We start from the raw sequence: 23,357 nt of genomic DNA on the forward strand, positions 1-23,357 counted from the left end.
TTTTTTAGTAACTTTTGTGATAATAGTTCGTCTTATTATTAAAATTTTATATTTTAGTAAAATTAAAAATCAATAACAATAACCAACAAAACAAAAATTATGGAATCAAGTAAAGTAGATATGTTTATGATGAGTAATTCAAAATTTTTTGAAGCACATCATTTAATGGCAGTAAGAGAAAAATTATTAACTCTTGATGATTCAAAATGGGGAATGGTTCAAACCCTACAATTCAAAGATCCAACAACAAGTATCATTGTATCATTACTTGGAGGTCAATTAGGAATTGACAGATTCATGATTGGTGATACAGGAATGGGTATTGGAAAATTATTAACATGTGGTGGATTAGGAATTTGGGCAATTATCGATTGGTTTTTAATCATGGGAGCAACTCGTGAGAAAAATATGGAAATATTCCAAAACTCGTTATACTAGACTATGACCAAAAACAAGTTATATGCTATTGTTTTTATAGCTTGTTTTTTTGGCTTAGCCTATCTTTTTTATAAAATAAATTATTCCGAAAGTTCTCATTTAACAGTTTGTATTATCAAAAATGTGACAGGTTATGCTTGTCCTTCTTGTGGTACAACTCGTGCGGTTCAACTTTTTCTTCAAGGAAATTTAGTTGCATCACTTCAAATGAATCCTTTCGGAATAATTGTTGCTATGCTTATGGTGATTGCACCAATTTGGATTTTATATGATTTAGTTACCAAAAAAGAAACTTTTTACTTTTGGTATAAAAAAACTGAAGAAATCATCCGAACAAAATGGATAGCAATTACTTTAATTGTTTTAGTACTACTCAATTGGATTTGGAATATATATAAAGGATTATGATACAAAATACTACTTTTCCCTACAAACCGTCAGAACACGAATCTGAAAAAGCATCCAATAGTTATTTGATGTCTTTAGTTGCTTTAGTTGCTGGTTTGCCGTTGCCAATAATTAATTTGTTTGCCACTTTTTTCTTCTATTTAGCCAATAGAAAAGGAACTTACTTTGTACGTTGGCATTGTCTTCAAGCCTTGTTTTCACAAATGGCTTTACTTTGTATGAACAGTTTTGGATTTTGGTGGACAATTTCCATAATTTTTAGAGGTGAAAAACCTACCAATTATTATTTTGCGTATTTGTTTACAATAATCTTTTTTAATTTATTAGAGTTTATTTCTACTATTTATAGTGCTGTTCAAACACGAAAAGGAATTCATGTACAACAATGGTTTTTTGGAAGTTTAACTAATTTAATTTGTAAGCCAAATGATAAATAAAACGTTAGTTCAAGGATTAGTTATTATTGTTTTATTCTTCGGAATGTTCTTCGGATTATCAAGAATTGACTTTGTATCTTTATTCGAAATTGAGAGAAGAACAACTTCAGCTGAAAGTAATATTGGTGATTTAATTTGGGATCAAATTCAAGAAACTGAAGATGTAATTCTAAATGATTCTATTGTAAAAACATTAGATAAATTGATTTTGCCAATTTGTGAAGCTAATAATATTAAACGTGATTCTTTGAAAGTTCATATTATTGATAAGGACGAAGTAAATGCTTTTGCTTTACCTAATAATCACTTAGTAGTTTACACAGGATTGATTGAAGATTGCAAAAAGCAAGAAGCACTGCAAGGTGTTTTAGGTCACGAAATTGCTCATATTCAAAACAATCACGTGATGAAAAAACTTTCTAAAGAAATAGGATTATCAGTGATTCTTTCTGCTGCAACAGGTGGAAAAGGAGGTGAAATTCTAAAAGAAATTTTGAATACATTATCATCAACTGCCTACGACAGAACGTTAGAAAAAGAAGCCGATATGGAAAGTGTAAAATATCTTTTAGAAGCTGATATCAATCCAGAGCCAATGGCCGATTTTATGTATGAATTAGCACAAGATCACGACATGCCAAATGCACTAGAATGGATTTCAACACATCCTGATTCTGAGGCAAGAGCAAAATATATTTTAGATTATCTTAAAGGTAAGAAATACAAAAAAATACAAACCCTAACCCAAAAAGAATGGGAAGATTACAAGGTTTTGATTAGGAATAATTAGCACTTCGACAGGCTCAGTGTGACAATACATGGTCATTTGATTTTTGTTTAAAAGACAAATTTCTATTTAGCAAAAGAGCCAATTACAATATACAATGTCAGTCTGAGCTTGTCGAAGACATTTTTTTTAATCATTCTAAATCGTTAGGATTGCAAAATTGTGTATAATTTTTAGAAAATAAGACCAATCTATCCCAGTCTTGAATTATTAGAGCTTCTTTTTTTATTCTACTCCAGCCTTTTATTTGTTTTTCAATTGCAATAGCATTTAAAACATCATTAAAAGTTTCAAACCACATTAATTCTAATGGTCTTTTATTATACGTATAACAATCTTTGTTTTTGCCAAATTGGTGTTCTCCAAATCTTCTTTCTAAATCATTTGTGAAACCAGTATAATATGAGTTATCGCTACATTTAAGGATATAAACAAAATATGTTTTCATTTGTTTTATTTTATACACTTCGACAGGCTCAGTGTGACATAGCGTAATCAATTGATTTTTGTTGAAATGATAAAGTTCTATTTTGCAAAAAGCCAATTAAAATATGCAATATCAGTCTGTCAAGAAACTTCAGGAGTACGATTTTTTTTAACTCAAAACACTTCGACAAGCTCAGTGTGACATAGCGCAATCAATTGATTTTTGTTGAAATGATAAAGTTCTATTTTGCAAAAGAGCTAATAACAATATGCAATGTCAGTCTGAGCATGTCGAAGACATTTTTCATTCAAAAAAACTAAAAACTACTCCTGTTTCTCGCTCAACTTTCTCTCCAATTCTGCTTGAAATTCTTCCATTACTGGTTTCATGGTGCTTTCTGGAATATCAGCAATTCGAATATACATTAATCCGTCGATGGCGTTGTTGAATAAAGGATCAACATTAAAGGCTACCAAACGTGCATTTTGCTTGATGTATTTTTTAATTAAAACCGGCAATCTTAAATTTCCTGGTTCTAATTCGTCAATGATTTTATCAAATTTATTCAAATCGGCTTCTGCTTCATCGAAGATAAAATCCTTATCAGCATCTTTCAACTTCACTTTAAATTCCTTTTTAGGATGAACATATTGTGCAATGTAAGGATCATAATAATTGGATTTCATAAATTCAATCATTAACGACTTCGAGAAATCGGTAAATTGATTACTGATGCTTACGCCACCAAGTAAAAATTTATGTTCAGGATAACGTAAAGTGGTATGAATAATTCCGCGCCAAAGTAAGAACAAAGGCATCGGTTTTTGTTGGTATTCTTTTACGATAAAAGCTCGTCCCATTTCGATAGAACTTTTCATCATATCGTGTAATTCACTTTCAAATCGGAATAAATCGTTCAAATAAAATCCTTCCATTCCGTATTTTGGAAAAATCTCCGAACCTAAACCCATTCTGTAAGCGCCGGCAACTTGCTTGGTCTCTTCATCCCACAAAAACATGTGATGATAGTATTTGTCATATTTATCTAAATCAATAGATTCGTTTGTTCCTTCACCAACTTCACGAAAGGTAATTTCTCTTAAACGACCAATTTCATGAAGAATGTTTGGAATTTTATTTGCTTCAGTAAAAAACACTTCGTAGTTCTTACTTTGGAAAAATCTTGAATCGGTTTTACGCAATTCTTCCACTTCAGCAATCATTTTTTCTTGACTAGCTGGTGTAACTATTTTTTTTGGACTTTTCGGACTTTTTAAGTTTGGAACATTCAATAATTTATTTTCTTCATTGAAAGAATTGGCTAACATGTAGGTTTTCTTTCTTAAGAATTCTGAATATTCTTCGATAGTTTTATGCTCATTTTGTTCAGCAACAGAAATTGGTTTTCCTACACGAACTTTAATCACACGGTCTTTTTGAGTTAATAATTCCGATGGTAATTTAGCTGTTCGCAACGTATCACCAATTTTTGAAAGCAAATAAAACAAGCGACTGTTTTTTGCATGAAAATAAATAGGAACAACTGGAACTTGTGCTTTTCTAATTACTTTAATGGCACCTTCTTCCCAAGCTTTATCAACTACTAATTTTCCGTCTTTGTAAGTAGAAACTTCTCCAGCAGGAAACATTCCTAAAGGTTTTCCATCACTTAAATGACGCAACGTTTCTTTAATTCCGATAACACTTGATTTGGCATCTTTGTGATTTTCAAACGGATTTACAGGCATGATGTATTTCTTCATTGGCTCAATTCTGTGCAATAAGAAATTAGCAATGATTTTGAAATTTGGTTCTTTTTCTAACATCAATTTTAATAACAAAATTCCATCAATTCCACCAAGCGGATGATTGGAAATTGTGATGTAAGCACCATCTTTAGGTAAGCGTTTAAAATCCTCTTCGGGAATTTCAAACTTTATTTGAAACTCGTCCAATATGGCATTTAAAAACTCCAAATCACTTAAGTGTTTGTTTCTATCGTAGATCTTATTAAGAGTAGAAATTTTAAGAACTTTCATTAGCATCCAACCAGCGAAAGTACCAAAAACTCCATATTTATCAGCGTTTATTGCTTTTGCAACTTCTTTAGCAGTGACTAAACCCATTGATTAGATTGTTTATTGAGCAAGAAACAAAGATAGTAATTCTAATTGAATGGATTTTTGAAAAAATACAGAAATCCAAAAAAGGTTAAACAAAACTTATAATTTTTATTTAAAACATAATGATTTCAGGTTTTTAGTTATTTTTGAAAAACTATAAAATTCAATTATGAGAATCATATCCTACAATGTAAACGGCATCAGAGCAGCGATTACTAAAGGTTTTTTAGATTGGTTACAGCAAGCCAATCCTGATGTAATTTGTTTGCAAGAAATTAAAGCACAGGAAGATCAAATTCCAACAGAAGAAATTACCAAAGCAGGTTATCCCTTTCAATATTATTTTTCTGCTGAGAAAAAAGGGTATTCAGGAGTTGCTGTTTTGTGTAAAACAGAACCTAAAAATATAGTATATGGAACTGGAATTCAGCATATGGATTTTGAAGGAAGAAATTTAAGAGTAGATTTTGACGATGTTTCCATCATGAGTTTATACTTGCCTTCAGGAACTAATATTGATAGATTGGATTTCAAGTTTCAATATATGGATGAGTTTCAAAACTACATTAATCACTTGAAAAAAGAAGTTCCAAATTTGATTATTTGTGGCGATTATAACATTTGTCACGAAGCTATTGACATTCATGATCCAATAAGAAATGCTACAGTTTCCGGATTTTTACCATCAGAAAGAAAATGGTTGGATGGTTTTATGAAATCAGGATTTGTGGATAGTTTTCGTCATTTCAACAAAGAACCACACAATTATTCGTGGTGGAGTTATCGCGCTGGAGCAAGAGGAAATAATAAAGGTTGGAGAATTGATTATAATTTAGTTTCCGAAACTTTAAAGAACAGAATGACAAGAGCAGTAATTTTACCCGAAGCCAAACATTCTGACCATTGTCCTATTGTGGTGGAAATTGATTAAGGTTTCAATATTAATCTCAAAATTCAATTTCAATTTCAATATTTACGACTTATGAAATTAAAATTCATTACTTTATTTCTTCTTTTTTCGAGCATTGTGTATGGTCAAAAAATTTATACAACCGACATTGCTAATTTCTATCAAGCATTTGATATAGCATGTGCCGACACTATAAATGCAGAAAAGCTTTTTGATAAATATTATTTCAAAAAAGGAACTAAAGGATTAGATGATTTTTATAAGTTTAAAATAAAAGACAAAGAAAAATTTTCTAAAAAAGTCATTAACGGAAAAGAATTTTACGCTTCTATTAGACATGACTTAGAAAACGTAAGACTATTTGAAGATTCCATAATTAAAAACTATAATCGTTTCAAAGAAGTGTATCCTAAAGCTGAATTTGGCGACGTTTATTTTGTTGTGGGAAGATTAAGTTCAAATGGAACGATTTCCAAAAACGGATTGATTATTGGAACAGAATATTTAAGCAAAACGGAAAACAATTCTAAAAATTGGAATTCAAGTATGTTAAATAATATTTTAGATTTTAATCATATACCAATAACGGTTTTTCATGAAATGATTCATTTCAACCAAAACGGAATGGTTAGAGAAGATAATTTATTGAGTTATTCATTACGAGAAGGAAGTGCAGAATTTCTAACGGAAATCTTTACTGGTAAAACAGATGGCGATTATAAGGCTTTTCAAAATAGGGAAATTGCAATTTGGGAAGATTTTAAAAAAGAAATGTATCAAGATAAATCTATTTCTTGGAGAGATGAAAATGAACCACTTAGACCTCGAAATGCTTTGTATTGGGCAGGATATTTGATTTGTAAGTCGTATTATGATCATTCAAACAATAAACAACAAGCCATTTATGATATATTAAATGTAAAAAATAATTCAGATTTCTATAAAAAAAGTAAGGTTGAAGATTATATAATAAAACATTTTAAATAGAACTATTTATATACCGAAAACCTACAACAAATTGTCAATAACAATGTCAATAACAAAAAAAAGCTATAGACTAAAAACCAATTTGATACTTTAATTTTGATTCGATTCAAAAATAAATTTAAAATGATTAAAAGAATTTCCTTAGGATTATTGATTGTGGCACTTTCAACATCGTGTGTATCTAAAAAGATATACAATGATTTGGAAAATAAGTTTGCCGAATTGAAAAAAGAGAACAGAACATTAGCGGATAGCAATGAAGAATTGACAAAATCCAAAAATCAATTGGAAGCTGATCAATCTAAATTACAATCGGAATATGATAAGTTGAAGGCAGAACGTGATAAACTTCTTGCCGATTTTACTGCAGCTGATAAAAATCTAAAAACGCTTCAAGCATCGTACAAAGCATTAGAAAAAGACAGTAACGACGCACTTTCATCTAATATTGATAAAAACAGAGAATTGCTTGCTAAGTTAGAAGCCAAAGAAAAATCGTTGGCTGCAGAGCAAGAACGTTTAAACAAATTGAAAGCCGATTTAGAGGCAAGTTCTAAACGATTAAACGAATTAGAAGCATACATTGCAGCAAAAGAAGCGAGTATGAATAAGCTGAAAGAAACACTTTCAAAATCGTTAAAAGCATTCGAAGGAAAAGGATTAACGGTAGAACAACGCAACGGGAAAGTATATGTTTCTATGGAAAATAAATTACTTTTTGGAACCGGAAGTTGGGCTGTTGGAGCAGAGGGAAAAACCGCAGTTGTTGCTGTTGGAAAAGTACTTGCTGATAATCCAGAAATTTCGGTATTAATTGAAGGTCATACGGATAATGATAAAATTCTTGGAGCAATTGGTGGCGGAATTGAAAACAATTGGGATTTATCTACAAAAAGAGCCACTGCTATTGTAAATATTTTATCAGAAAATAAAGGTGTTAAAAAAGATAATTTAACGGCAGCTGGAAGAGGAGAATATGCTCCATTAATGAGTAATGATACGCCTGAAGGTAAAGCAAAAAATAGAAGAATCGAAATTATTTTGACTCCAAAATTAGATGAAATTTCTAAAATGTTGAATGAACTTTAAAATAGTTTAAAAGTTTATTAATGTTTAAAAGTTTAAAAGTAAAAGTTCAGAGAGTTTTCTTTGAACTTTTTTCTTTTTTAAACACTTCCTTCCTTTGTATCTTTGCACTTTCAAATTCATAAAATGAACTATACTACACTTCCAAATACCGATATAAAAATTAGTAAAATATGTTTAGGCACAATGACTTTTGGCAATCAAAATTCTGAAGCCGAAGCTCATTCACAATTGGATTATGCTGTTGAAAGAGGAATAAATTTTCTTGATACTGCTGAAATGTATCCCATTGGCGGTAATGCCGAAATCTTTGGAAGTACGGAACGACATATTGGAAGTTGGTTGCATAAAATTGGAGCTACTGAAAGAGAGAAATTGGTCGTGGCTACTAAAATTGCAGGACCAAATCGTGGTATGGAATACATTCGCCAACCGCTAGATTTTTCTAAAAAAAGCATTCACGAGGCCGTAGAATTGAGTTTGAAAAACCTTCAAACGGATTACATTGATTTATATCAAATGCATTGGCCAGAACGTGTAATGAATATGTTTGGAAAACGTGGCGTTACCGAATTGGATACGAAATGGCAAGATAATTTCTTTGAGGTTTTATCGATTTATGACGGATTGATTAAAGAAGGAAAGATAAAACATATTGGTGTTTCTAATGAAAATCCTTATGGTGTAATGAAGTTTTTAAACGAAAGCGAAAAGCACAATTTACCTAGAATTGCTACAATTCAAAATCCGTATTCCTTATTAAATCGACTATTTGAAGTAGGACTTTCTGAAATTTGTATGCGTGAAAATGTTGGATTATTAGCATATTCTCCATTAGCTTTCGGATTTTTATCTGGCAAATATTTGAACGGATATCCTGAAAATTCTCGAATGAAATTATTTCCAAATTTTGTCAGATATACCAATGAAAATTGTTTCAAAGCCACAAAATTATATAAAGATTTAGCCGAAGCAAATGGGTTAACAATAACTCAAATGGCATTGTCTTTTGTAAACCAACAACGTTTAGTAATGTCAACTATTATTGGCGCAACCTCATTAGAACAATTAAAGGAAAACATTGATGCGTTTGAAGTAGTTTTATCTAATGAAATTTTATCTGAAATTGATAGAATTCAAGAGATTCATCCTAATCCTGCACCTTAATTAAGTAATCAGTGTTCAGTAATCAGTTTGAAAACATAAAGTTTGTTATTCAGAAGGAATGTATAATTCTCTGAAGAAAGCCAATTATAAATCAGTTGTCAGTGTGACAATGTTTATTCAGTTGTCATTCCGCTGGAATATCAAAAATGATTACAACTTAATATGAATTGCTTCAAGTGTTTCATTACCAATTACACTCGCTTTGTGTCCGTGAATTTTGTTGTCGAAAACCATATGTTCTGGTAAATTATCTTGTGCAATGAAGGAATCTCCAGCAGAAAAGGTTTTGAAATATCCATTTTGCAATTCAATTTTCAAAGTTCCTTTTAAGATAATTATAAAAGTTGGATCGCCACTTAAATGAAATTCAGTTTCATAACCCACATCACTTTTCCGAATTCTGAAATTCTTAGATGCAATTTGTTCGGTTAGAAACATACCACCACGTTGATGTACTTCAAAATCAGTTTCAGAAAAAACAGAAATTTCGTTTTCGTTTGTTGTAATTGTTGTTACGATAAATGGTTCGAGCATATTATTCAATAATCAATTTTGTGTTATAACTTGTTCCATTTTTAGTTTCTAAAGTAACCAAATACATTCCTTTAGAAAGTGAAGTTGTAGCAATTGTATTTTCTGGATTATTTTCTAATTTTTTTGTCAAAAGTAATTTTCCCGTTAGGTCAAATAAATCAATTTTTGTAGCTAAATTATCTTCAGAACTTTTAATAGTAAATGATTCTTTTGCCGGATTTGGAAATAAAGAAAACCCCATTTTATCAAATTCAGAAGTGCTTAACGAAGTATCGATTATTCTATAAACTGTTCCAGATGTAATTCCTGCGATGTAAAGTTCACCAAGATAATCTTCACCAAAAGTAACAAAGTTATTTCCTGAAAAGGCAGTTGTTGTCGTAATTACTCCAGCGTTATTTACCATTCTAATTTTGTCATCGCAATAGTCGGTAAAAAAGTATTTATTTTGAAAATTTGGATAAGTTGAACCAGTATAAACATATCCGCCAGTTACAGAACACGCGCCGCCAGAACGTGAATATTGAACAAAAGGAAAAGTCATTGTGCTTGCCGCAGCGCAACCTGTTATGTTGTAAGTTGAATTTCCTTCATAACATCTCCATCCAAAATTAATTCCAGTATTTGGTAATGGACTTGCTACTTTGTCAATTTCTTCAATAGCGTTTTGTCCAACATCAGCAATCCATAAATCACCATTTAATCTGTTGAATGAAAACTTCCATGGATTTCTTAAACCTCTAGCCCAAATTTCGTCATTTCCAGCTACGCCAACAAAAGGATTAGTCGAAGGACTTGTGTAAAAAGGAGCAACGGTTGAGTTTACATCAATACGCAACATTTTGCCTAAATTTTCATTGATGTTTTGCGCTCTATTTCCAGGATCACCGCCACTTCCGCCGTCACCCATTCCGATATATAAATAACCATCATTACCAAATTTTATGCTTCCGCCATTATGGTTTGAAAATGGTTGTGTGATCGTCATTAAAATGGTTCCTGTAGTATTAGCGATGTTTGGATTTGCACTTACGCTGTATCTAGCAATTACCGTATTACCAGAAAGATTAGTATAATTTACAAAGAAATAGCCATTTGTAGCATAATTTGGATGAAAAGCCAAGCCGAGTAATCCTCGTTCACTATCAGTAGTTATAATCGAAGATAAGTTTAAGAATGGTGTAGCATTAATAGAACCATTTGAATTTAATACTCTAATTAATCCCGTTTTTTGCACTACAAATAATCTAGAATCACCTGCATTAGCAATTTCTACAGGTTCAGAAAAACCTGTTGCAAATGATTGTAAAGCAATGGTTTGTGCTTGTCCAAAAAAGGACAACAATGTTAAACTTAAAAGTAAAATCTTTTTCATATGTTTAAATTTTGTTTTTTAGCGGTAACATATGGTATCGCCTTATTAATGTTTGGTGTTTGCTTATGCAAACTTGTTGTTAATGGCGATTTCATAGCTGTGAGTTTAATTTTGGTAAATTTAAAAAATAATTTCTAAAGTATTTCATTTATAGTAATTTACAAAAACAAAAAAGCGCAAAGAGTTTTAAATTCTTTACGCTTTTTCTCTGCTTGAGTTAGTTTTATTTTTAAATTACAAATTATCAATTATTTTATCCTTAGGATATTTCACTTTATAACTGATTCTGATTTTCTTGGTTTCGTTTGGAGCGAGTTTCAATTCCCATGTTAGAATTCCAGTTTCGGTGTTTACTTTTGCTTTTCCGTCTTCTAATAATTCTACAGTAACTTCTTTGTCTGTACTCAACGGATATTGATCTTTCAACAACATGAAAATTTCTTCTTTTTTGTTGTTTCTCACAGTTAAATCATAGGTAAACGTTTGCTCTTTGTATGAAGATAAAAATTTAGTACCACTTTTGTCAACGACTTTTTCACGTTTGATATTGATTTTTTTATCTCTACCCATACTTAAATTCAAAGTATCAGCCGTTTGATTTGGATTGATTGTTGTTTTACCAACATACAAACCTTCAAAGATGATATTGGCTTCACCTGGCAATAAATTGTATTTAGAATAATCATTAATTTCTGCCAATAAAAACGCTTCTTTATCTACTCTTGGTGCAGCATAATATTTGTAAGTTGCTGGCAATTTGATTTCTTTCAACGCTACAGAATGTGCTTTTCCATTTGATAAAATGTCATAAGGAATATCAATATCAAAAGAAACGTTAAGTTGGTTTTCGTTGATGGAAGTGTAATTTGAGATGGAATTATCATCAAATTCCTCAAATCCATAACTCGTAGCTGTATCTCTATATTTGAAAGCCTGAGAAATTTCTTTTCTACTTTGAATCACATTTGAAACACTAATTGCCGCATTTCCATTTCCAACAGAATAAATTTCTTGATACCTCAAAAACCACGAACTCAATATTGGAGCTTGATTATTTTGATTAGGATTTCCACTTGACAATGTTAGTTTTACTTTTTTCCAATCGATTCCTGTGTTTTGAGAAACTTGCGCTTTATACATCATGTTTATTGGGTCTTTTACGTTGTCCACGCGCAAATCATAAAACGGATTCCATGTTGCAGAATTGGTGATGTAATTAATATCAAGATTTACGTTTCCAGCAATTTCGTTCATCACTTGAAGCACTAATTTTCCTTTAGAAGTTTTGTCTTCTTTTTGTGTATTGATGACTAATTTTTCGTTTAAAGCATTTAATTTTTTGTTCCAATTGGCCTCTTTTTCTTGCAATAAAACTATAGCGTTGTCTAATTCTGTTCTTTTTGCTTTGTAGTAATCCACTAATTTTATTAATTCAGTGACACTCAATCCTGAATTTGCTCCAGCAACCGTTTGATTATTATCTAATAATCCAATAGTTTGTTGGTGTGAATAGGTTTCAATTTGGATTTTCTTAATCTCTTTTTGAACCAAAGTAATGCTATCGCGCACTTTTTTTATCGCAGGATTACTTTCGTCAATTTCATATTCGGAAATATAATTTTGAGTGAATTGTACCGACAAAACCGTTACCGAACTTGGTGCGCCAATTTGAATCGTGTTTTCATTCAAATAATCGGCAACATTTTTAATGACTATTTCGCTTGTTCCCACTGGAAGATTTACTGTTGTCGTTTGTTGCAATTCGGCAGCATTAAAATAAACGGTTGCAGCTTTTACTTTTGCCGAAGTAAAAATAGGTTTTTGAGCAAAGGATATTGCCGAAATCAATAACGTAATGAAGAGAACTTTTTTCATATTATGAGTTTTTCAATTTTTTATTATCAATATAATTCACGCCTAAACCACCCATAATTTTATAACTATGCATTTCTTTTTCTGAATCAATTGAAAGGTTTAAAATTAGACTATTATTTCTGATTTTTGATAAATCAATTTTCATACTTTTAGAATAACTTGAATCGTTAGAATTTATTGTAACATATATTTCAGAGGTTTTTTTATCCAATAGCAATGGAATGGAATATGCACCAGTTTTTGGATCCACTTTTACAGATACATTTGAACCTGAAACATATATTTGTAACTCAGGATATTTCTCATTTGATAAAGGTTTTTTAGTTGCCTTTTCTAAAATTTTGCCACTCAAAACAAAGGAAGCCATTTTGCCTTCTTGATAAGCAATTTTTCCAACAATATGTGGATTAGGTTTAGCACAACCAACTTCAGTTTTTACAGGTTCTTTTTCTTGTCCAACAATATTTGAAGTCAATAAAACCGATGCAGCAACTGCAACAGCATATTTGAAATTATTGCTTTTAGAAATTTCGTTTATTTCAAATTCTTCTTCGAGTTGTGATGTTTTTAATCGTGCACAAATACTTTTGTTTTTATTTTCAGCAATAAATCTTGCTACTTCAGCATTGGTTTTCGTACTTAAATCAATTACGTTTTTAGCACAAGAATTACAAAATGAACCATTAGAATTAGGAATCATTTTATCAAATTTTTCTTCGCAAGGACTTTTTATTTCTAAGGAAAATTTCTTTTTCATAACGTTTACTATTTAGTTATAAATATAAAGAGTGTTATTTTTATGAAAAGGTTGGGAAGCGATGAAAAATTATTTTATTTCTTTAACTTTTATACCAATACCAATTACATTAGGCAAGTAAGGTTTGTCAAAAACATGACTAACTTTTATAGTATATTTTCCTTTTTGAAGTTTCATTTTTTCCAAAATATTCATTGACATATCACAAATATCGCCACCACAATCAGCTAATGGTTTGCCATTTTTATCAATAATATTAAAATCAATGTTGTGAAATTCTTCTTCGCCTGAAGGATTTTTAACGTCTATTTTTATTGGAACACTTGCAAATTGATAATCGGAAATATGACTAAATTCAAACACAACATTATAGAATTTTGAATCATCATCAATAGTAAACTCAAAAGTTTTAGCATCTGTTTTAAACCATCTGTGATTTTCAGGAAGACGAATAAATTTTGAATATTCTGTTTTTTCTGAACAAGAAGTTAAAAAGGAAATTGAAAGTAAGAAAAGAACAAATTTTGATTTCATGGTTTGGTTTTTTAGATAACGTGATTGGTAACCAAATTATTATCCAAAAAGATGTTCTACAACTTCTTCAATTTTAGACACTAAAACCACTTTTATTCCAGGAAATTTTGTGGAAATTTTATTGTATTTTGAAACAAAAATAGTTGCAAAACCAAGTTTTTCGGCTTCTTGAATGCGTTGTTCTACTCTGTTTACAGGACGAATTTCGCCCGATAGACCAACTTCACCCGCAAAGCAAACGTCTTTTCCAACGGCGATATCTTCATTTGACGAAAGTATAGAAGCCACAACAGCTAAATCAATTGCCGGATCATCAACCGATATTCCGCCAGTTACATTCAAGAAAACGTCTTTTGTTCCTAGTCTGAAACCAGCGCGTTTTTCTAAAACAGCTAAAAGCATGTTTAGTCTTTTTGCATTGTAACCAGTTGTACTTCGTTGTGGAGTTCCATAAACTGCTGTTGAAACAAGTGCTTGAATTTCAATCATCAGTGGACGCATTCCTTCAAGTGTTGAAGCAATGGCAGTTCCAGAAAGTTCTTCTTCACGATGCGAAAGTAAAATTTCAGATGGATTAGAAACTTCTCTCAAACCTGAACCTTGCATTTCATAAATTCCAAGCTCGGCTGTAGAGCCAAACCGGTTTTTTAAACTGCGTAAAATTCGGTAAACATGATTTCTGTCGCCTTCAAATTGTAAAACAGTGTCAACCATGTGTTCCAATATTTTTGGTCCAGCAATGGTTCCATCTTTTGTGATATGACCAATTAAAATTACAGGAACATTGGTTTCTTTGGCAAATTTTATTAGTTCAGCGGTACATTCTCTAATTTGAGAAATACTTCCTGCGGTCGATTCAATATAATCGGTATGAAGTGTTTGAATGGAATCAATAATTACAATTTCGGGTTCAATTTCTTGAATTTGACGAAAGATATTTTGGGTTTTTGTTTCTGTTAAAATGTAGCAATTATCACCATTGGGAGTAATTCTTTCGGCACGCATTTTTATCTGTTTCTGACTTTCTTCACCCGAAACATATAAAGTTTTATAAGGTAATTTTAACGAAATTTGTAATAATAAAGTACTTTTTCCAATTCCGGGTTCGCCACCAAGAAGGATTAAAGAACCAGGAACGATTCCGCCACCAAGTACACGATTTAATTCGCCATCAAGCGTGTTCATTCGAATTTCTTCCGACGAATCAATTTCGGTTACTTTTAATGGTTTTGGAGCTTTTTTTACTTCTGATGTTGGCTTCCAACTTGTTTTTTCTTCCTTTTGAATAACTTCTTCTACAATTGTATTCCATTCTTTACAAGCATTACATTGTCCTTGCCATCTAGCATATTGAGTGCCACAATTTTGACAGAAGAAAGAAGTTTTAAGTTTTGCCATTTTATGCTGAAGAATTTTCAGTAATTATTTTTTAATTTGAGTTCTAAGTTCGTCTGCTTTTGTAAGCATAGCTTCTTTTGTTAATTCACCAATTGGTTCCAATGTAAAAGCATTTTGATACGCCTTTGTTGCACGTTTATAATCTTCAGAAATTTCATAATATCTTCCCATGTAGTATTCTCCAAGCATTGCTTTTGGGTATGATTTATTAGCAAGTTGTGCTAATCCTTCGAATTCTGCATAGGCTTTATTTTTCATAATTGCAGCTTCAATTGCTCTAAAATCATTTACACGAATAGGCATTTTAATTCCAATAGTTTTTTCTAGTAAATCATATTTATTTTTCAAATAATCAACATATCCAGATTCCATTTTGACAATTTTCTCTTGGAATTCTGATGAAGAAATGGGTTTATAAGTTGCAAAAAATTGATATAAAACATTTGGAACAGAATGTAATACAAGAGAATAATGTGATGCGTCTTTTATTTCATCATATTTGTAATTTAAAGCAGGATTTTTAACTAGTTTTAAATTATCATTTAATAGTGTTACATCTTCTTTCATTTTTTTAATATCACCATCTGCTGAAGATAAATAGTAAAAAATATTGTTTTGTTGAGCGGCTAATCTACTTGGAATTCGTGTTTCCATTTCTAAGGCAAGTTCAGGACTCAAACATGCATAAGCATTGAAAAGAGGTGCATCTTTGTATAAAAACAAATTAATATATCCTGCGGTTAAGTCGTGACCAGCAATCATTTTGAAACTTCCTATTCTATATTTTGATTGAATGTAGGGAAGAAGTTCTCCACCAATAAATTCAAAAAAACTAGCTCCTTTTCCTTCAGGTAAACCCGTAGTTTCATCTATAGTACAGTCATCAAATCGTTCGCCTTCTTTGTTTTGATGAAGTCCTACAATAATAGCTTCAGGTAAATCATCCCAATAATTTCCATAACTTAAAGCACCTTGGAAAGCATCAAAAAGATAATCACCATCAAGAAGAAGAATTAAAGGATATGTTTTTTTAGAATTTTTTTCATAAGATTGAGGAACAGAAACAGATAATTCTCTGTATTTATCCATTTTTCTTGAAAGAACACTGTCTTTTACTTTTTGTGAAAACCCACTAAATGAGATAATTAGCGATGCTAAAAGCAATAATTTTTTCATATTCTATTTTGAGTTTAGGTTTTTAGAAAACGATTTTAAAACTCAAGCAAGATATAAATTATTTTTTATTTAAAATAGGTAATAAGATGTAGGAAAGTAATCCTAGAAGTATTGTGAAAATTGTTTGCGATGCCCAAGCTAACCAACCAAAAGCTGTTCCTATATCGTTAGAAATTCCGTAAATCCCAAAAATTAAAGCTATTGAGAAAGGATAAGCACCTAATCCACCATTAGAAAAACCAATTGCTAAACTGCCAAAAATGAATCCCATTAGCACAATGTCAAAACTTATATTTGAGGTTTCAGGAAGTGCAAAAATGGCTGCATAAAACATCATTAAATAAGTAAACCAAATAAAAAATGAATGAAAAATATAATTCCATTTATGTTTCATTTTGTAAATACTTGACATTCCTTCAATCAATCCTGAAAGTTTTTCTTTTAACTTTAAAATTATTTTCCACTCAGCATAAATCCAAATTAAAACAAAAATTATAAAACATACAAATCCAACAATTAAAGCAATTATTATGGTATTTATAGATACATTTTCGTCTAAAAGAAATTGGTAAATTTTGTCAAATTGCGATATAAAACCGATGACAACAAATAGAAAAAAAATCATTAAATCAACAATTCTCTCGGCAACAATTGTTCCAAAAACTTTGTCAAAAGGGATATTTTCATATTTTTTTAACAAAGCTGCTCGAGAAATTTCACCTGAACGAGGAACGGTCATATTGACTAAATAGGAAACAGAAACAGTTAGAAAATTGTTATGAAATTTTGTTTGATATCCTAAATGATTTAATGCAAATTTCCAACGATAAGCTCTTGACCAGAAACCGATAAATGCAAAGACTAAAGAAAGTAAAATGTAATAATAATTAGCTTTTTGAAAACTAATTTTTATTTTTTCAATTTCTTCTGATGTGAGTGTAGAATATTGATAATAAATGATACCTATTCCTATAAAAAGAGGAATAAGTACAGTCAACCATTTACGGATTTGATTCTTCAAAAGATTATCTCAATGAGTTGTCGTTTTCATTCGGAAAAACGAGCCAAGGTTTGAATGATTTTGCTTCTTCAAAATCTAAAGTAGCATAGGAAATAATAATAATAATATCACCTGGATGAACTTTTCTAGCTGCTGGACCATTTAAGGTAACTTCACCAGAATTTCTTGCGCCTTTGATGGCATAAGTTTCAAAACGTTCTCCGTTATTGATATTAACAATAGCAACTTTTTCACCTTCAATAAGGTTTGAAGCATCCATTAATGCTTCATCGATAGTAATACTACCAATATAGTTCAAATCTGCGCCAGTTACTTTAACGCGATGAATTTTCGATTTTACAACTTGAATTTGCATGGTGCAAAGTTAAATTAATTTAGTGAAATAGTATCAATCAATCGAATTTTGTTAACAAAAACTGCAATAAAAGCTCTGTATTTCTTGTTTTTGTTTTTGCGTTTACAAGTTAACAGCGTTGCTTCGTCTGCAATTTCAAAATATTCCAATTCAAACATGGTATTATTTTTAAAAGCTTTTGTAACAAATTCAGAAACCTCTTTAGCAGATTTCGTGCCAAAAAGTTTTTTTGCTTCATTCATCGTTTTGTAAATAATGGATGCTTTATCTTTTTGTTCTTCGGTTAGTCTTTCATTTCTTGAACTCATTGCTAATCCATTAGCTTCTCTGTAAATTGGACAACCTATAATAGTTACTGCAAGCTTTTCTTTTTCGACTAATTTTTTTACAATTTGCAATTGCTGAAAATCTTTTTCACCAAAATAGGCATTCGTTGGATTTACAATTTCAAATAATTTTTTTACAACCGTTCCAACGCCATCAAAATGTCCAGGTCGAAATTTACCTTCCATTTGATTTTCTAAACCATCAAAATTGTAATGTTGTGATTTTGTTTTTCCTTCATAGATATCCTCAACCGATGGTGCATAAACAAGTATTTCTTTTGAAATTGTTTTGATTTTTTCAACATCATTTTCAAGTGTTCTAGGATATTTTTTTAAATCTTCAGGATTATTAAATTGGGTTGGATTAACAAAAATACTAATTACGGTTATAGTGTTGTTTTCTAAGGATTTTTTTAATAAAGATAAATGCCCTTTATGTAAAGCGCCCATTGTAGGCACAAAACCTATTGTAGAATTATTGCTACAATTTTGTTTTAAATGAGTTTGTAAATCTACTTTTTTATTGAAAACGAGCATCTGATTTTTATTAAAATAGGTTACAAACTTAACACTTTAGTAATTATCTGCATAAATTTTTGTAATTTTGCATGTTTTTTTATTGCAAATAAATACAAAATATATAATGGAAGATAAGAGGATATTATATGTCTCATCTGAAGTGGTGCCTTATTTGGCTGAGAACGAAGTTTCTTTAATGTCTTACGACGTACCTAAAATGATAAACGATCAAGGCGGACAAATTAGAATTTTTATGCCTAGATATGGAAATATCAACGAAAGAAGACATCAATTACATGAGGTAATTCGTCTTTCAGGTATGAATTTAGTAGTTAATGATGTTGATATGCCATTAATTATTAAAGTTGCTTCCATTCCAAAAGAAAGAATACAGGTTTATTTTATCGATAACGACGAATATTTTAAAAGAAAAGCCACTTTCTCTGATGAAGATGGAACGTTGTATCCTGATAACGATGAACGTGCTATTTTCTTTGCAAAAGGCGTTGTTGAAACTGTAAAAAAATTAAATTGGGTTCCAGATATTATTCATGTTCATGGTTGGATGACTGCGTTGTTACCGATATACATGAAACATTACTATAAAGATGAAGCACTTTTTTCTGAAACAAAAATAATAAGCTCAATTTACAGTCAATCATTTGAAGGAAATCTTGATATTGAGTTAATCAATAAAATAGAGTTTGATGGAATTCCAAAAGACGCTATTTCAGAGCTTGCTACACCAAATTATGAAAATATTTTGAAAGCATCAATCAATCACTCAGATGGCGTAATTATTGCTTCTGATAATCTTTCCTCAAGTTTAACAAAATTTATAGAATCTTCAGGAAAACCTTTTTTACCTTTCGCCTCTAAAGAAGAGTTTGCACAGCAGTACACTTCATTCTATAAAAAAACATTATAATATTTTCAAATTAGGTATGAAATTCAATATTTATTTAAAAGCACTATTACTAGGATTTACAATCATTTTTATTGCATCATGCGACAAAGATTACAACGAAATTGGAGCTGATGTCATTGGTGATAACGACAACCATTATGGTTTTGATGTTGATAGTACAAAAACAGTAAAAGCGTATAATTTAGCAATTGGACCTGTTCAAACTAACAATTTACCTATTAATGCTTTAGGTTCATATAATCATCCTAAATTTGGAAGAACAACAGCAAATTTTGTTACACAACTAGAACTTGTAGCTGCTGATCCAAAATTTTATAGTCCAACAATTGACTCTGTTTATTTGTATGTGCCTTATTTTAGTGAATTGACAGAAACAGATAGTGAAACAGGAGACAGAACTTTTGAATTAGATTCTGTATATGGTGGAACTGCTAAATTTAGATTAAGTGTATATGAATCGGGTTATTTTTTAAGAGATTATGATCCAGCAGATGGTTTTCAAGAAGCTCAAAAATATTATTCTAATCAAAACGCAATTTTTGACGCAAATAAAATTGGTACACCATTAAATAATGACGTATTGTCGGTATCTCAAAATGAGGAATTTTATTTTAAAACAAATGAATATAAAATAAAATATCAAAAAGACGGCGAGGAAGTAATTAAAGAAAGAAAAGCACCTGGAATTTGGTTAGACTTAGATGAGGATTTTTTCGCGCAAAAAATTTTTAATGCTCCATCAGGAAAATTAATAAATAATAATGTTTTTAAAGATTATTTTAGAGGATTGTATTTTAAAGCTGAGGAGTTGCCTTCTTCACCTATTGGAGCTATGGCAATGCTTAATTTTAAACAAGGAAAAATTGTTATTGAGTATGAGGATGAAACATCATCTACAGATGACACAAGAAAGAAAAAATCAATGTCAATTAATTTAGGAGGTAATAGTGTAAATCTATTCGAAAATGCAGAAAGTCCAGAATTTTCTGCTGCATTAGCAACTGCAAATCCTTCAATTGGAGATGAAAAATTATATTTAAAAGGACAACAAGGTTCAATTGCAGTAATTGATTTATTTGGTTCAGAAGATTTAAAAGGTGTAGATCCAAATACAGGTTTATTAAACAATACTCCTAATGGAATTTCTGATGAAATAGATGAAATGAAAGTAAATAACTGGTTGATAAATGAAGCTAATTTGACTTTTACAATTGACAATACTTCTATGGCGTCATCTGAAGAACCATACAGAATTTATCTTTACGATTTAAATAATAGAAGACCAATTTATGATTACTATACTGATTTTTCTACAAGAGCCAATACTAAATTTAATAAAGTAGTACATGGAGGAATAATTGATACTCAAAAAATTGTTGGAGGAAGAGGAATTAGATATAAAATAAGATTAACTAATCATGTTAGAAATCTTATCAAAAATGATTCAACTAATGTTAGATTAGGTCTTGCTATCACGGAATCAATTAGTACAGTTTCAAATGTGAAGTTGAAAACACCAATCACTTCAGGTTCTTCTTCAATTGATAGAATTCCTACTGCGGCTGTTATGAATCCTTTAGGTACAATTTTGTATGGAAATCGTTCAAGTGTTCCTGAAGGCAAAAAATTAAAACTTAAAATTTATTATACAAAACCTGACTAAATATAAATAGCTTATGTGTGGAATTGTTGGATATATTGGATATCGTGAAGCTTATCCTATTGTAATTAAAGGATTGAAAAGACTTGAGTATAGAGGATATGATAGTGCTGGAGTCATGCTATATGATGGTGAAGATTTAAAAATTTCTAAAACAAAAGGTAAAGTTTCTGATTTAGAAGAAAAATCATCAAAAGAAATTTCAACCAATGGTTCTATAGGAATGGGTCATACTCGATGGGCAACTCATGGTGTTCCAAATGATGTTAACTCACATCCACACGTTTCTAATTCGGGTGATTTAGCTATAATTCATAACGGAATTATTGAGAATTATGAACCTTTAAAAAAAGAATTAATCAAAAGAGGTTATACGTTCAAGTCTGATACAGACACAGAGGTATTAGTAAATTTAATTGAAGAAGTTCAGAAAAAAGAAAATCTAAAACTTGGTAAAGCAGTACAAGTTGCCTTGAATCAAGTTGTTGGTGCTTATGCGATTTGTGTTTTTGACAAAAAGAAACCCGATGAAATTGTAGTGGCTCGTCTTGGAAGTCCATTAGCTATTGGAGTTGGAGAAAATGAATTTTTTATAGCTTCTGATGCTTCTCCTTTTATTGAATATACTTCTAATGCAATTTATCTTGAGGATGAAGAAATGGCAATTGTACGTTTACAAAAACCACTAAAAATTAGAAAAATAAAAGACGATTCATTAGTTGATCCATACATTCAAGAATTGCAAATGAATTTGGAGCAAATTGAAAAAGGTGGTTATGATCATTTTATGCTTAAAGAGATTTATGAGCAACCAAATGTTATCAAAGATACCTACAGAGGAAGACTTCATGCAAATGCAGGATTAATTCAAATGGCTGGTGTTGAAGATAATATTGAAAAATTTCTTAACGCTGATAGAATTATAATTATAGCTTGTGGAACTTCATGGCATGCTGGTCTTGTGGCTGAATATGTGATTGAAGAGTTTGCTAGAATTCCTGTAGAAGTAGAATATGCTTCTGAGTTTAGATATCGAAATCCAATTATAACGAATAAAGATGTAATAATTGCTATTTCTCAATCAGGAGAAACGGCTGATACACTTGCAGCAATCAAACTTGCTAAAGAAAAAGGAGCATTTGTTTTTGGAGTTTGTAATGTTGTTGGTTCATCAATTTCTAGAGAAACTCATGCTGGAGCTTATACTCACGCTGGTCCAGAAATTGGGGTTGCATCAACTAAAGCGTTTACAACTCAAATTACAGTACTAACAATGATTGCTCTTCGTCTTGCAAAGGCAAAAGGAACAATGTCAAATTCTGATTTTCATAGATATTTACAAGAGTTAGAAGTTATTCCTGAAAAAGTGGCTGAAGCACTAAACACAAATGATATTGCAAAAGAAATTGCATCAATATATAAAGATGCACCAAATTGCCTCTATTTAGGTAGAGGATACAATTTTCCTGTAGCTTTAGAAGGAGCATTAAAATTAAAAGAGATATCATACATTCATGCAGAAGGATATCCAGCTGCAGAAATGAAACATGGTCCGATTGCTTTGATTGACGAAAAAATGCCAGTTGTAGTAATTGCACCAAAACAAGGTCACTATGATAAAGTGGTTAGTAACATTCAAGAAATTAAATCGAGAAGTGGTAAAATTATAGCTGTAGTAACAAAAGGTGATACACAAGTAAAAGAATTAGCAGATCATGTTATAGAAATTCCAGAAACATCAGATGCTTTATCGCCACTTTTAACGACAATTCCTTTACAATTGTTGTCATACCATATTGCGGTTTTAAGAGGTTGTAATGTTGATCAACCTAGAAATTTAGCTAAATCAGTGACGGTAGAATAAAATTATTTAAATTTTTAATAAAACGCTAGTTAGATTTTTTCTTTCTAGCGTTTTTTTATTAAATTCATTTTTATTGTGATATATTTAATAAAAATCAAAATTTATTATGTAAGCATAATATTTTTTAGTTAATATTTTGAAAATGTTAAATAAATCACAACAAAATTAAAATACAATATAAACAACAAAACACCTATTTGATTATTAAAAGTGAAATTTATTATTTGTTTTTTTAGTAATATAAAAAATATTTGTATTTTGGCTA

23 protein-coding genes are annotated in these 23,357 nt (G+C 30.6%); 11 read left to right on the forward strand and 12 right to left on the reverse strand.

The features are described 5' to 3' along the window. Positions 1 to 99 precede the first annotated feature (99 nt). From Q0049_RS07425 to Q0049_RS07440, 4 genes are read left to right on the forward strand one after another with little or no spacing between them, the layout of a single operon-like run. Positions 100 to 438 carry a TM2 domain-containing protein gene (locus tag Q0049_RS07425; RefSeq protein WP_298118169.1) on the forward strand — a complete coding sequence of 113 codons (339 nt, stop codon included), beginning with the start codon at positions 100 to 102 and terminating at the stop codon, positions 436 to 438. A 3-nt stretch (positions 439 to 441) separates the two neighbouring features. Next, the gene (locus tag Q0049_RS07430; protein WP_298118171.1) at positions 442 to 846 is read left to right on the forward strand and encodes a DUF2752 domain-containing protein; all 405 of its coding nucleotides are present in this window, start codon (positions 442 to 444) and stop codon (positions 844 to 846) included. Beyond that, positions 843 to 1,283 carry a hypothetical protein gene (locus tag Q0049_RS07435; protein WP_298118173.1) on the forward strand — a complete coding sequence of 147 codons (441 nt, stop codon included), beginning with the start codon at positions 843 to 845 and terminating at the stop codon, positions 1,281 to 1,283. Before Q0049_RS07430 ends, Q0049_RS07435 begins: the two co-directional genes overlap by 4 nt. Beyond that, a complete protein-coding gene (locus Q0049_RS07440; RefSeq protein WP_298118175.1) occupies positions 1,273 to 2,073 on the forward strand; it encodes a M48 family metallopeptidase in 801 nt (266 codons plus the stop codon). The genes Q0049_RS07435 and Q0049_RS07440 overlap by 11 nt, the downstream gene beginning before the upstream one ends. A 130-nt stretch (positions 2,074 to 2,203) precedes the next feature. On the opposite strand, the gene Q0049_RS07445 is transcribed toward Q0049_RS07440, so the two are convergent. Beyond that, positions 2,204 to 2,518 carry a GIY-YIG nuclease family protein gene (locus tag Q0049_RS07445; protein WP_298118177.1) on the reverse strand — a complete coding sequence of 105 codons (315 nt, stop codon included), beginning with the start codon at positions 2,516 to 2,518 and terminating at the stop codon, positions 2,204 to 2,206. Positions 2,519 to 2,820: 302 nt separating this feature from the next. Next, positions 2,821 to 4,623, reverse strand: a complete 1,803-nt coding sequence (locus tag Q0049_RS07450) for a lysophospholipid acyltransferase family protein (protein WP_298118179.1) — start codon at positions 4,621 to 4,623, stop codon at positions 2,821 to 2,823. Between the two features lie 166 nt (positions 4,624 to 4,789). Between Q0049_RS07450 and Q0049_RS07455 the strand changes: the two genes are divergently transcribed. From Q0049_RS07455 to Q0049_RS07470, 4 genes are all read left to right on the forward strand, one after another. After that, a complete protein-coding gene (locus Q0049_RS07455) occupies positions 4,790 to 5,551 on the forward strand; it encodes an exodeoxyribonuclease III (RefSeq protein ID WP_298118180.1) in 762 nt (253 codons plus the stop codon). Positions 5,552 to 5,602: 51 nt separating this feature from the next. Further along, entirely contained in the window at positions 5,603 to 6,517 is a 915-nt protein-coding gene (locus tag Q0049_RS07460) for a hypothetical protein (protein WP_298118182.1), read from the forward strand. A 123-nt stretch (positions 6,518 to 6,640) separates the two neighbouring features. Beyond that, positions 6,641 to 7,606, forward strand: a complete 966-nt coding sequence (locus Q0049_RS07465) for an OmpA family protein (protein ID WP_298118184.1) — start codon at positions 6,641 to 6,643, stop codon at positions 7,604 to 7,606. Between the two features lie 123 nt (positions 7,607 to 7,729). Further along, entirely contained in the window at positions 7,730 to 8,770 is a 1,041-nt protein-coding gene (locus Q0049_RS07470; protein ID WP_298118186.1) for an aldo/keto reductase, read from the forward strand. A gap of 150 nt (positions 8,771 to 8,920) precedes the next feature. Here the strand turns inward: Q0049_RS07470 and Q0049_RS07475 are convergent, their stop codons facing one another. The 10 genes from Q0049_RS07475 to panC form a co-directional block, all read right to left on the reverse strand. Next, a complete protein-coding gene (locus tag Q0049_RS07475) occupies positions 8,921 to 9,304 on the reverse strand; it encodes a hypothetical protein (RefSeq protein ID WP_298118188.1) in 384 nt (127 codons plus the stop codon). A 1-nt stretch (position 9,305) separates the two neighbouring features. Beyond that, positions 9,306 to 10,679, reverse strand: a complete 1,374-nt coding sequence (locus Q0049_RS07480; protein ID WP_298118191.1) for a PQQ-dependent sugar dehydrogenase — start codon at positions 10,677 to 10,679, stop codon at positions 9,306 to 9,308. A 234-nt stretch (positions 10,680 to 10,913) separates the two neighbouring features. Next, complete coding sequence (locus Q0049_RS07485) at positions 10,914 to 12,554, reverse strand: DUF4139 domain-containing protein (protein WP_298118193.1); 1,641 nt, start codon at positions 12,552 to 12,554, stop codon at positions 10,914 to 10,916. A 1-nt stretch (position 12,555) separates the two neighbouring features. After that, entirely contained in the window at positions 12,556 to 13,311 is a 756-nt protein-coding gene (locus Q0049_RS07490) for a hypothetical protein (RefSeq protein WP_298118195.1), read from the reverse strand. A gap of 69 nt (positions 13,312 to 13,380) precedes the next feature. After that, a complete protein-coding gene (locus tag Q0049_RS07495; protein ID WP_298118197.1) occupies positions 13,381 to 13,845 on the reverse strand; it encodes a hypothetical protein in 465 nt (154 codons plus the stop codon). Positions 13,846 to 13,884: 39 nt separating this feature from the next. Next, a complete protein-coding gene (radA, locus tag Q0049_RS07500; protein WP_298118199.1) occupies positions 13,885 to 15,243 on the reverse strand; it encodes a DNA repair protein RadA in 1,359 nt (452 codons plus the stop codon). Positions 15,244 to 15,267: 24 nt separating this feature from the next. Continuing rightward, on the reverse strand, positions 15,268 to 16,419 hold the full coding sequence (locus Q0049_RS07505) for an alpha/beta hydrolase-fold protein (RefSeq protein ID WP_298118201.1): 1,152 nt from the start codon (positions 16,417 to 16,419) through the stop codon (positions 15,268 to 15,270). Between the two features lie 58 nt (positions 16,420 to 16,477). Beyond that, positions 16,478 to 17,440 (reverse strand): lysylphosphatidylglycerol synthase transmembrane domain-containing protein, encoded by a 963-nt coding sequence (locus Q0049_RS07510; RefSeq protein WP_298118203.1) that lies wholly within the window; start codon positions 17,438 to 17,440, stop codon positions 16,478 to 16,480. A gap of 4 nt (positions 17,441 to 17,444) precedes the next feature. Next, on the reverse strand, positions 17,445 to 17,795 hold the full coding sequence (panD, locus tag Q0049_RS07515) for an aspartate 1-decarboxylase (RefSeq protein ID WP_298118205.1): 351 nt from the start codon (positions 17,793 to 17,795) through the stop codon (positions 17,445 to 17,447). Positions 17,796 to 17,809: 14 nt separating this feature from the next. Beyond that, positions 17,810 to 18,658, reverse strand: coding sequence for a pantoate--beta-alanine ligase (panC, locus tag Q0049_RS07520; protein ID WP_298118207.1), 849 nt, complete (start codon positions 18,656 to 18,658; stop codon positions 17,810 to 17,812). A gap of 106 nt (positions 18,659 to 18,764) precedes the next feature. Between panC and Q0049_RS07525 the strand changes: the two genes are divergently transcribed. From Q0049_RS07525 to glmS, 3 genes are read left to right on the forward strand one after another with little or no spacing between them, the layout of a single operon-like run. After that, on the forward strand, positions 18,765 to 19,568 hold the full coding sequence (locus Q0049_RS07525; RefSeq protein WP_298118209.1) for a glycogen/starch synthase: 804 nt from the start codon (positions 18,765 to 18,767) through the stop codon (positions 19,566 to 19,568). Positions 19,569 to 19,584: 16 nt separating this feature from the next. Then, positions 19,585 to 21,231 (forward strand): DUF4270 domain-containing protein, encoded by a 1,647-nt coding sequence (locus tag Q0049_RS07530; protein WP_298118211.1) that lies wholly within the window; start codon positions 19,585 to 19,587, stop codon positions 21,229 to 21,231. Positions 21,232 to 21,244: 13 nt separating this feature from the next. Continuing rightward, complete coding sequence (gene glmS, locus Q0049_RS07535) at positions 21,245 to 23,092, forward strand: glutamine--fructose-6-phosphate transaminase (isomerizing) (RefSeq protein WP_298118213.1); 1,848 nt, start codon at positions 21,245 to 21,247, stop codon at positions 23,090 to 23,092. Positions 23,093 to 23,357 lie beyond the last annotated feature (265 nt).

Origin of the sequence: Flavobacterium sp. (genome assembly GCF_027484205.1) — a bacterium.
Classification (GTDB): Bacteria; Bacteroidota; Bacteroidia; order Flavobacteriales; family Flavobacteriaceae; genus Flavobacterium.

Bases quoted from the DNA above. Each gene is read 5' to 3' on its own strand.
- Q0049_RS07425 (WP_298118169.1), top strand. From the start codon at position 100: ATGGAATCAAGTAAAGTAGATATGTTTATGATGAGTAATTCAAAATTT.
- Q0049_RS07430 (WP_298118171.1), top strand. From the start codon at position 442: ATGACCAAAAACAAGTTATATGCTATTGTTTTTATAGCTTGTTTTTTT.
- Q0049_RS07435 (WP_298118173.1), top strand. From the start codon at position 843: ATGATACAAAATACTACTTTTCCCTACAAACCGTCAGAACACGAATCT.
- Q0049_RS07440 (WP_298118175.1), top strand. From the start codon at position 1,273: ATGATAAATAAAACGTTAGTTCAAGGATTAGTTATTATTGTTTTATTC.
- Q0049_RS07445 (WP_298118177.1), bottom strand. From the start codon at position 2,518: ATGAAAACATATTTTGTTTATATCCTTAAATGTAGCGATAACTCATAT.
- Q0049_RS07450 (WP_298118179.1), bottom strand. From the start codon at position 4,623: ATGGGTTTAGTCACTGCTAAAGAAGTTGCAAAAGCAATAAACGCTGAT.
- Q0049_RS07455 (WP_298118180.1), top strand. From the start codon at position 4,790: ATGAGAATCATATCCTACAATGTAAACGGCATCAGAGCAGCGATTACT.
- Q0049_RS07460 (WP_298118182.1), top strand. From the start codon at position 5,603: ATGAAATTAAAATTCATTACTTTATTTCTTCTTTTTTCGAGCATTGTG.
- Q0049_RS07465 (WP_298118184.1), top strand. From the start codon at position 6,641: ATGATTAAAAGAATTTCCTTAGGATTATTGATTGTGGCACTTTCAACA.
- Q0049_RS07470 (WP_298118186.1), top strand. From the start codon at position 7,730: ATGAACTATACTACACTTCCAAATACCGATATAAAAATTAGTAAAATA.
- Q0049_RS07475 (WP_298118188.1), bottom strand. From the start codon at position 9,304: ATGCTCGAACCATTTATCGTAACAACAATTACAACAAACGAAAACGAA.
- Q0049_RS07480 (WP_298118191.1), bottom strand. From the start codon at position 10,679: ATGAAAAAGATTTTACTTTTAAGTTTAACATTGTTGTCCTTTTTTGGA.
- Q0049_RS07485 (WP_298118193.1), bottom strand. From the start codon at position 12,554: ATGAAAAAAGTTCTCTTCATTACGTTATTGATTTCGGCAATATCCTTT.
- Q0049_RS07490 (WP_298118195.1), bottom strand. From the start codon at position 13,311: ATGAAAAAGAAATTTTCCTTAGAAATAAAAAGTCCTTGCGAAGAAAAA.
- Q0049_RS07495 (WP_298118197.1), bottom strand. From the start codon at position 13,845: ATGAAATCAAAATTTGTTCTTTTCTTACTTTCAATTTCCTTTTTAACT.
- radA (WP_298118199.1), bottom strand. From the start codon at position 15,243: ATGGCAAAACTTAAAACTTCTTTCTTCTGTCAAAATTGTGGCACTCAA.
- Q0049_RS07505 (WP_298118201.1), bottom strand. From the start codon at position 16,419: ATGAAAAAATTATTGCTTTTAGCATCGCTAATTATCTCATTTAGTGGG.
- panD (WP_298118205.1), bottom strand. From the start codon at position 17,795: ATGCAAATTCAAGTTGTAAAATCGAAAATTCATCGCGTTAAAGTAACT.
- panC (WP_298118207.1), bottom strand. From the start codon at position 18,658: ATGCTCGTTTTCAATAAAAAAGTAGATTTACAAACTCATTTAAAACAA.
- Q0049_RS07525 (WP_298118209.1), top strand. From the start codon at position 18,765: ATGGAAGATAAGAGGATATTATATGTCTCATCTGAAGTGGTGCCTTAT.
- Q0049_RS07530 (WP_298118211.1), top strand. From the start codon at position 19,585: ATGAAATTCAATATTTATTTAAAAGCACTATTACTAGGATTTACAATC.
- glmS (WP_298118213.1), top strand. From the start codon at position 21,245: ATGTGTGGAATTGTTGGATATATTGGATATCGTGAAGCTTATCCTATT.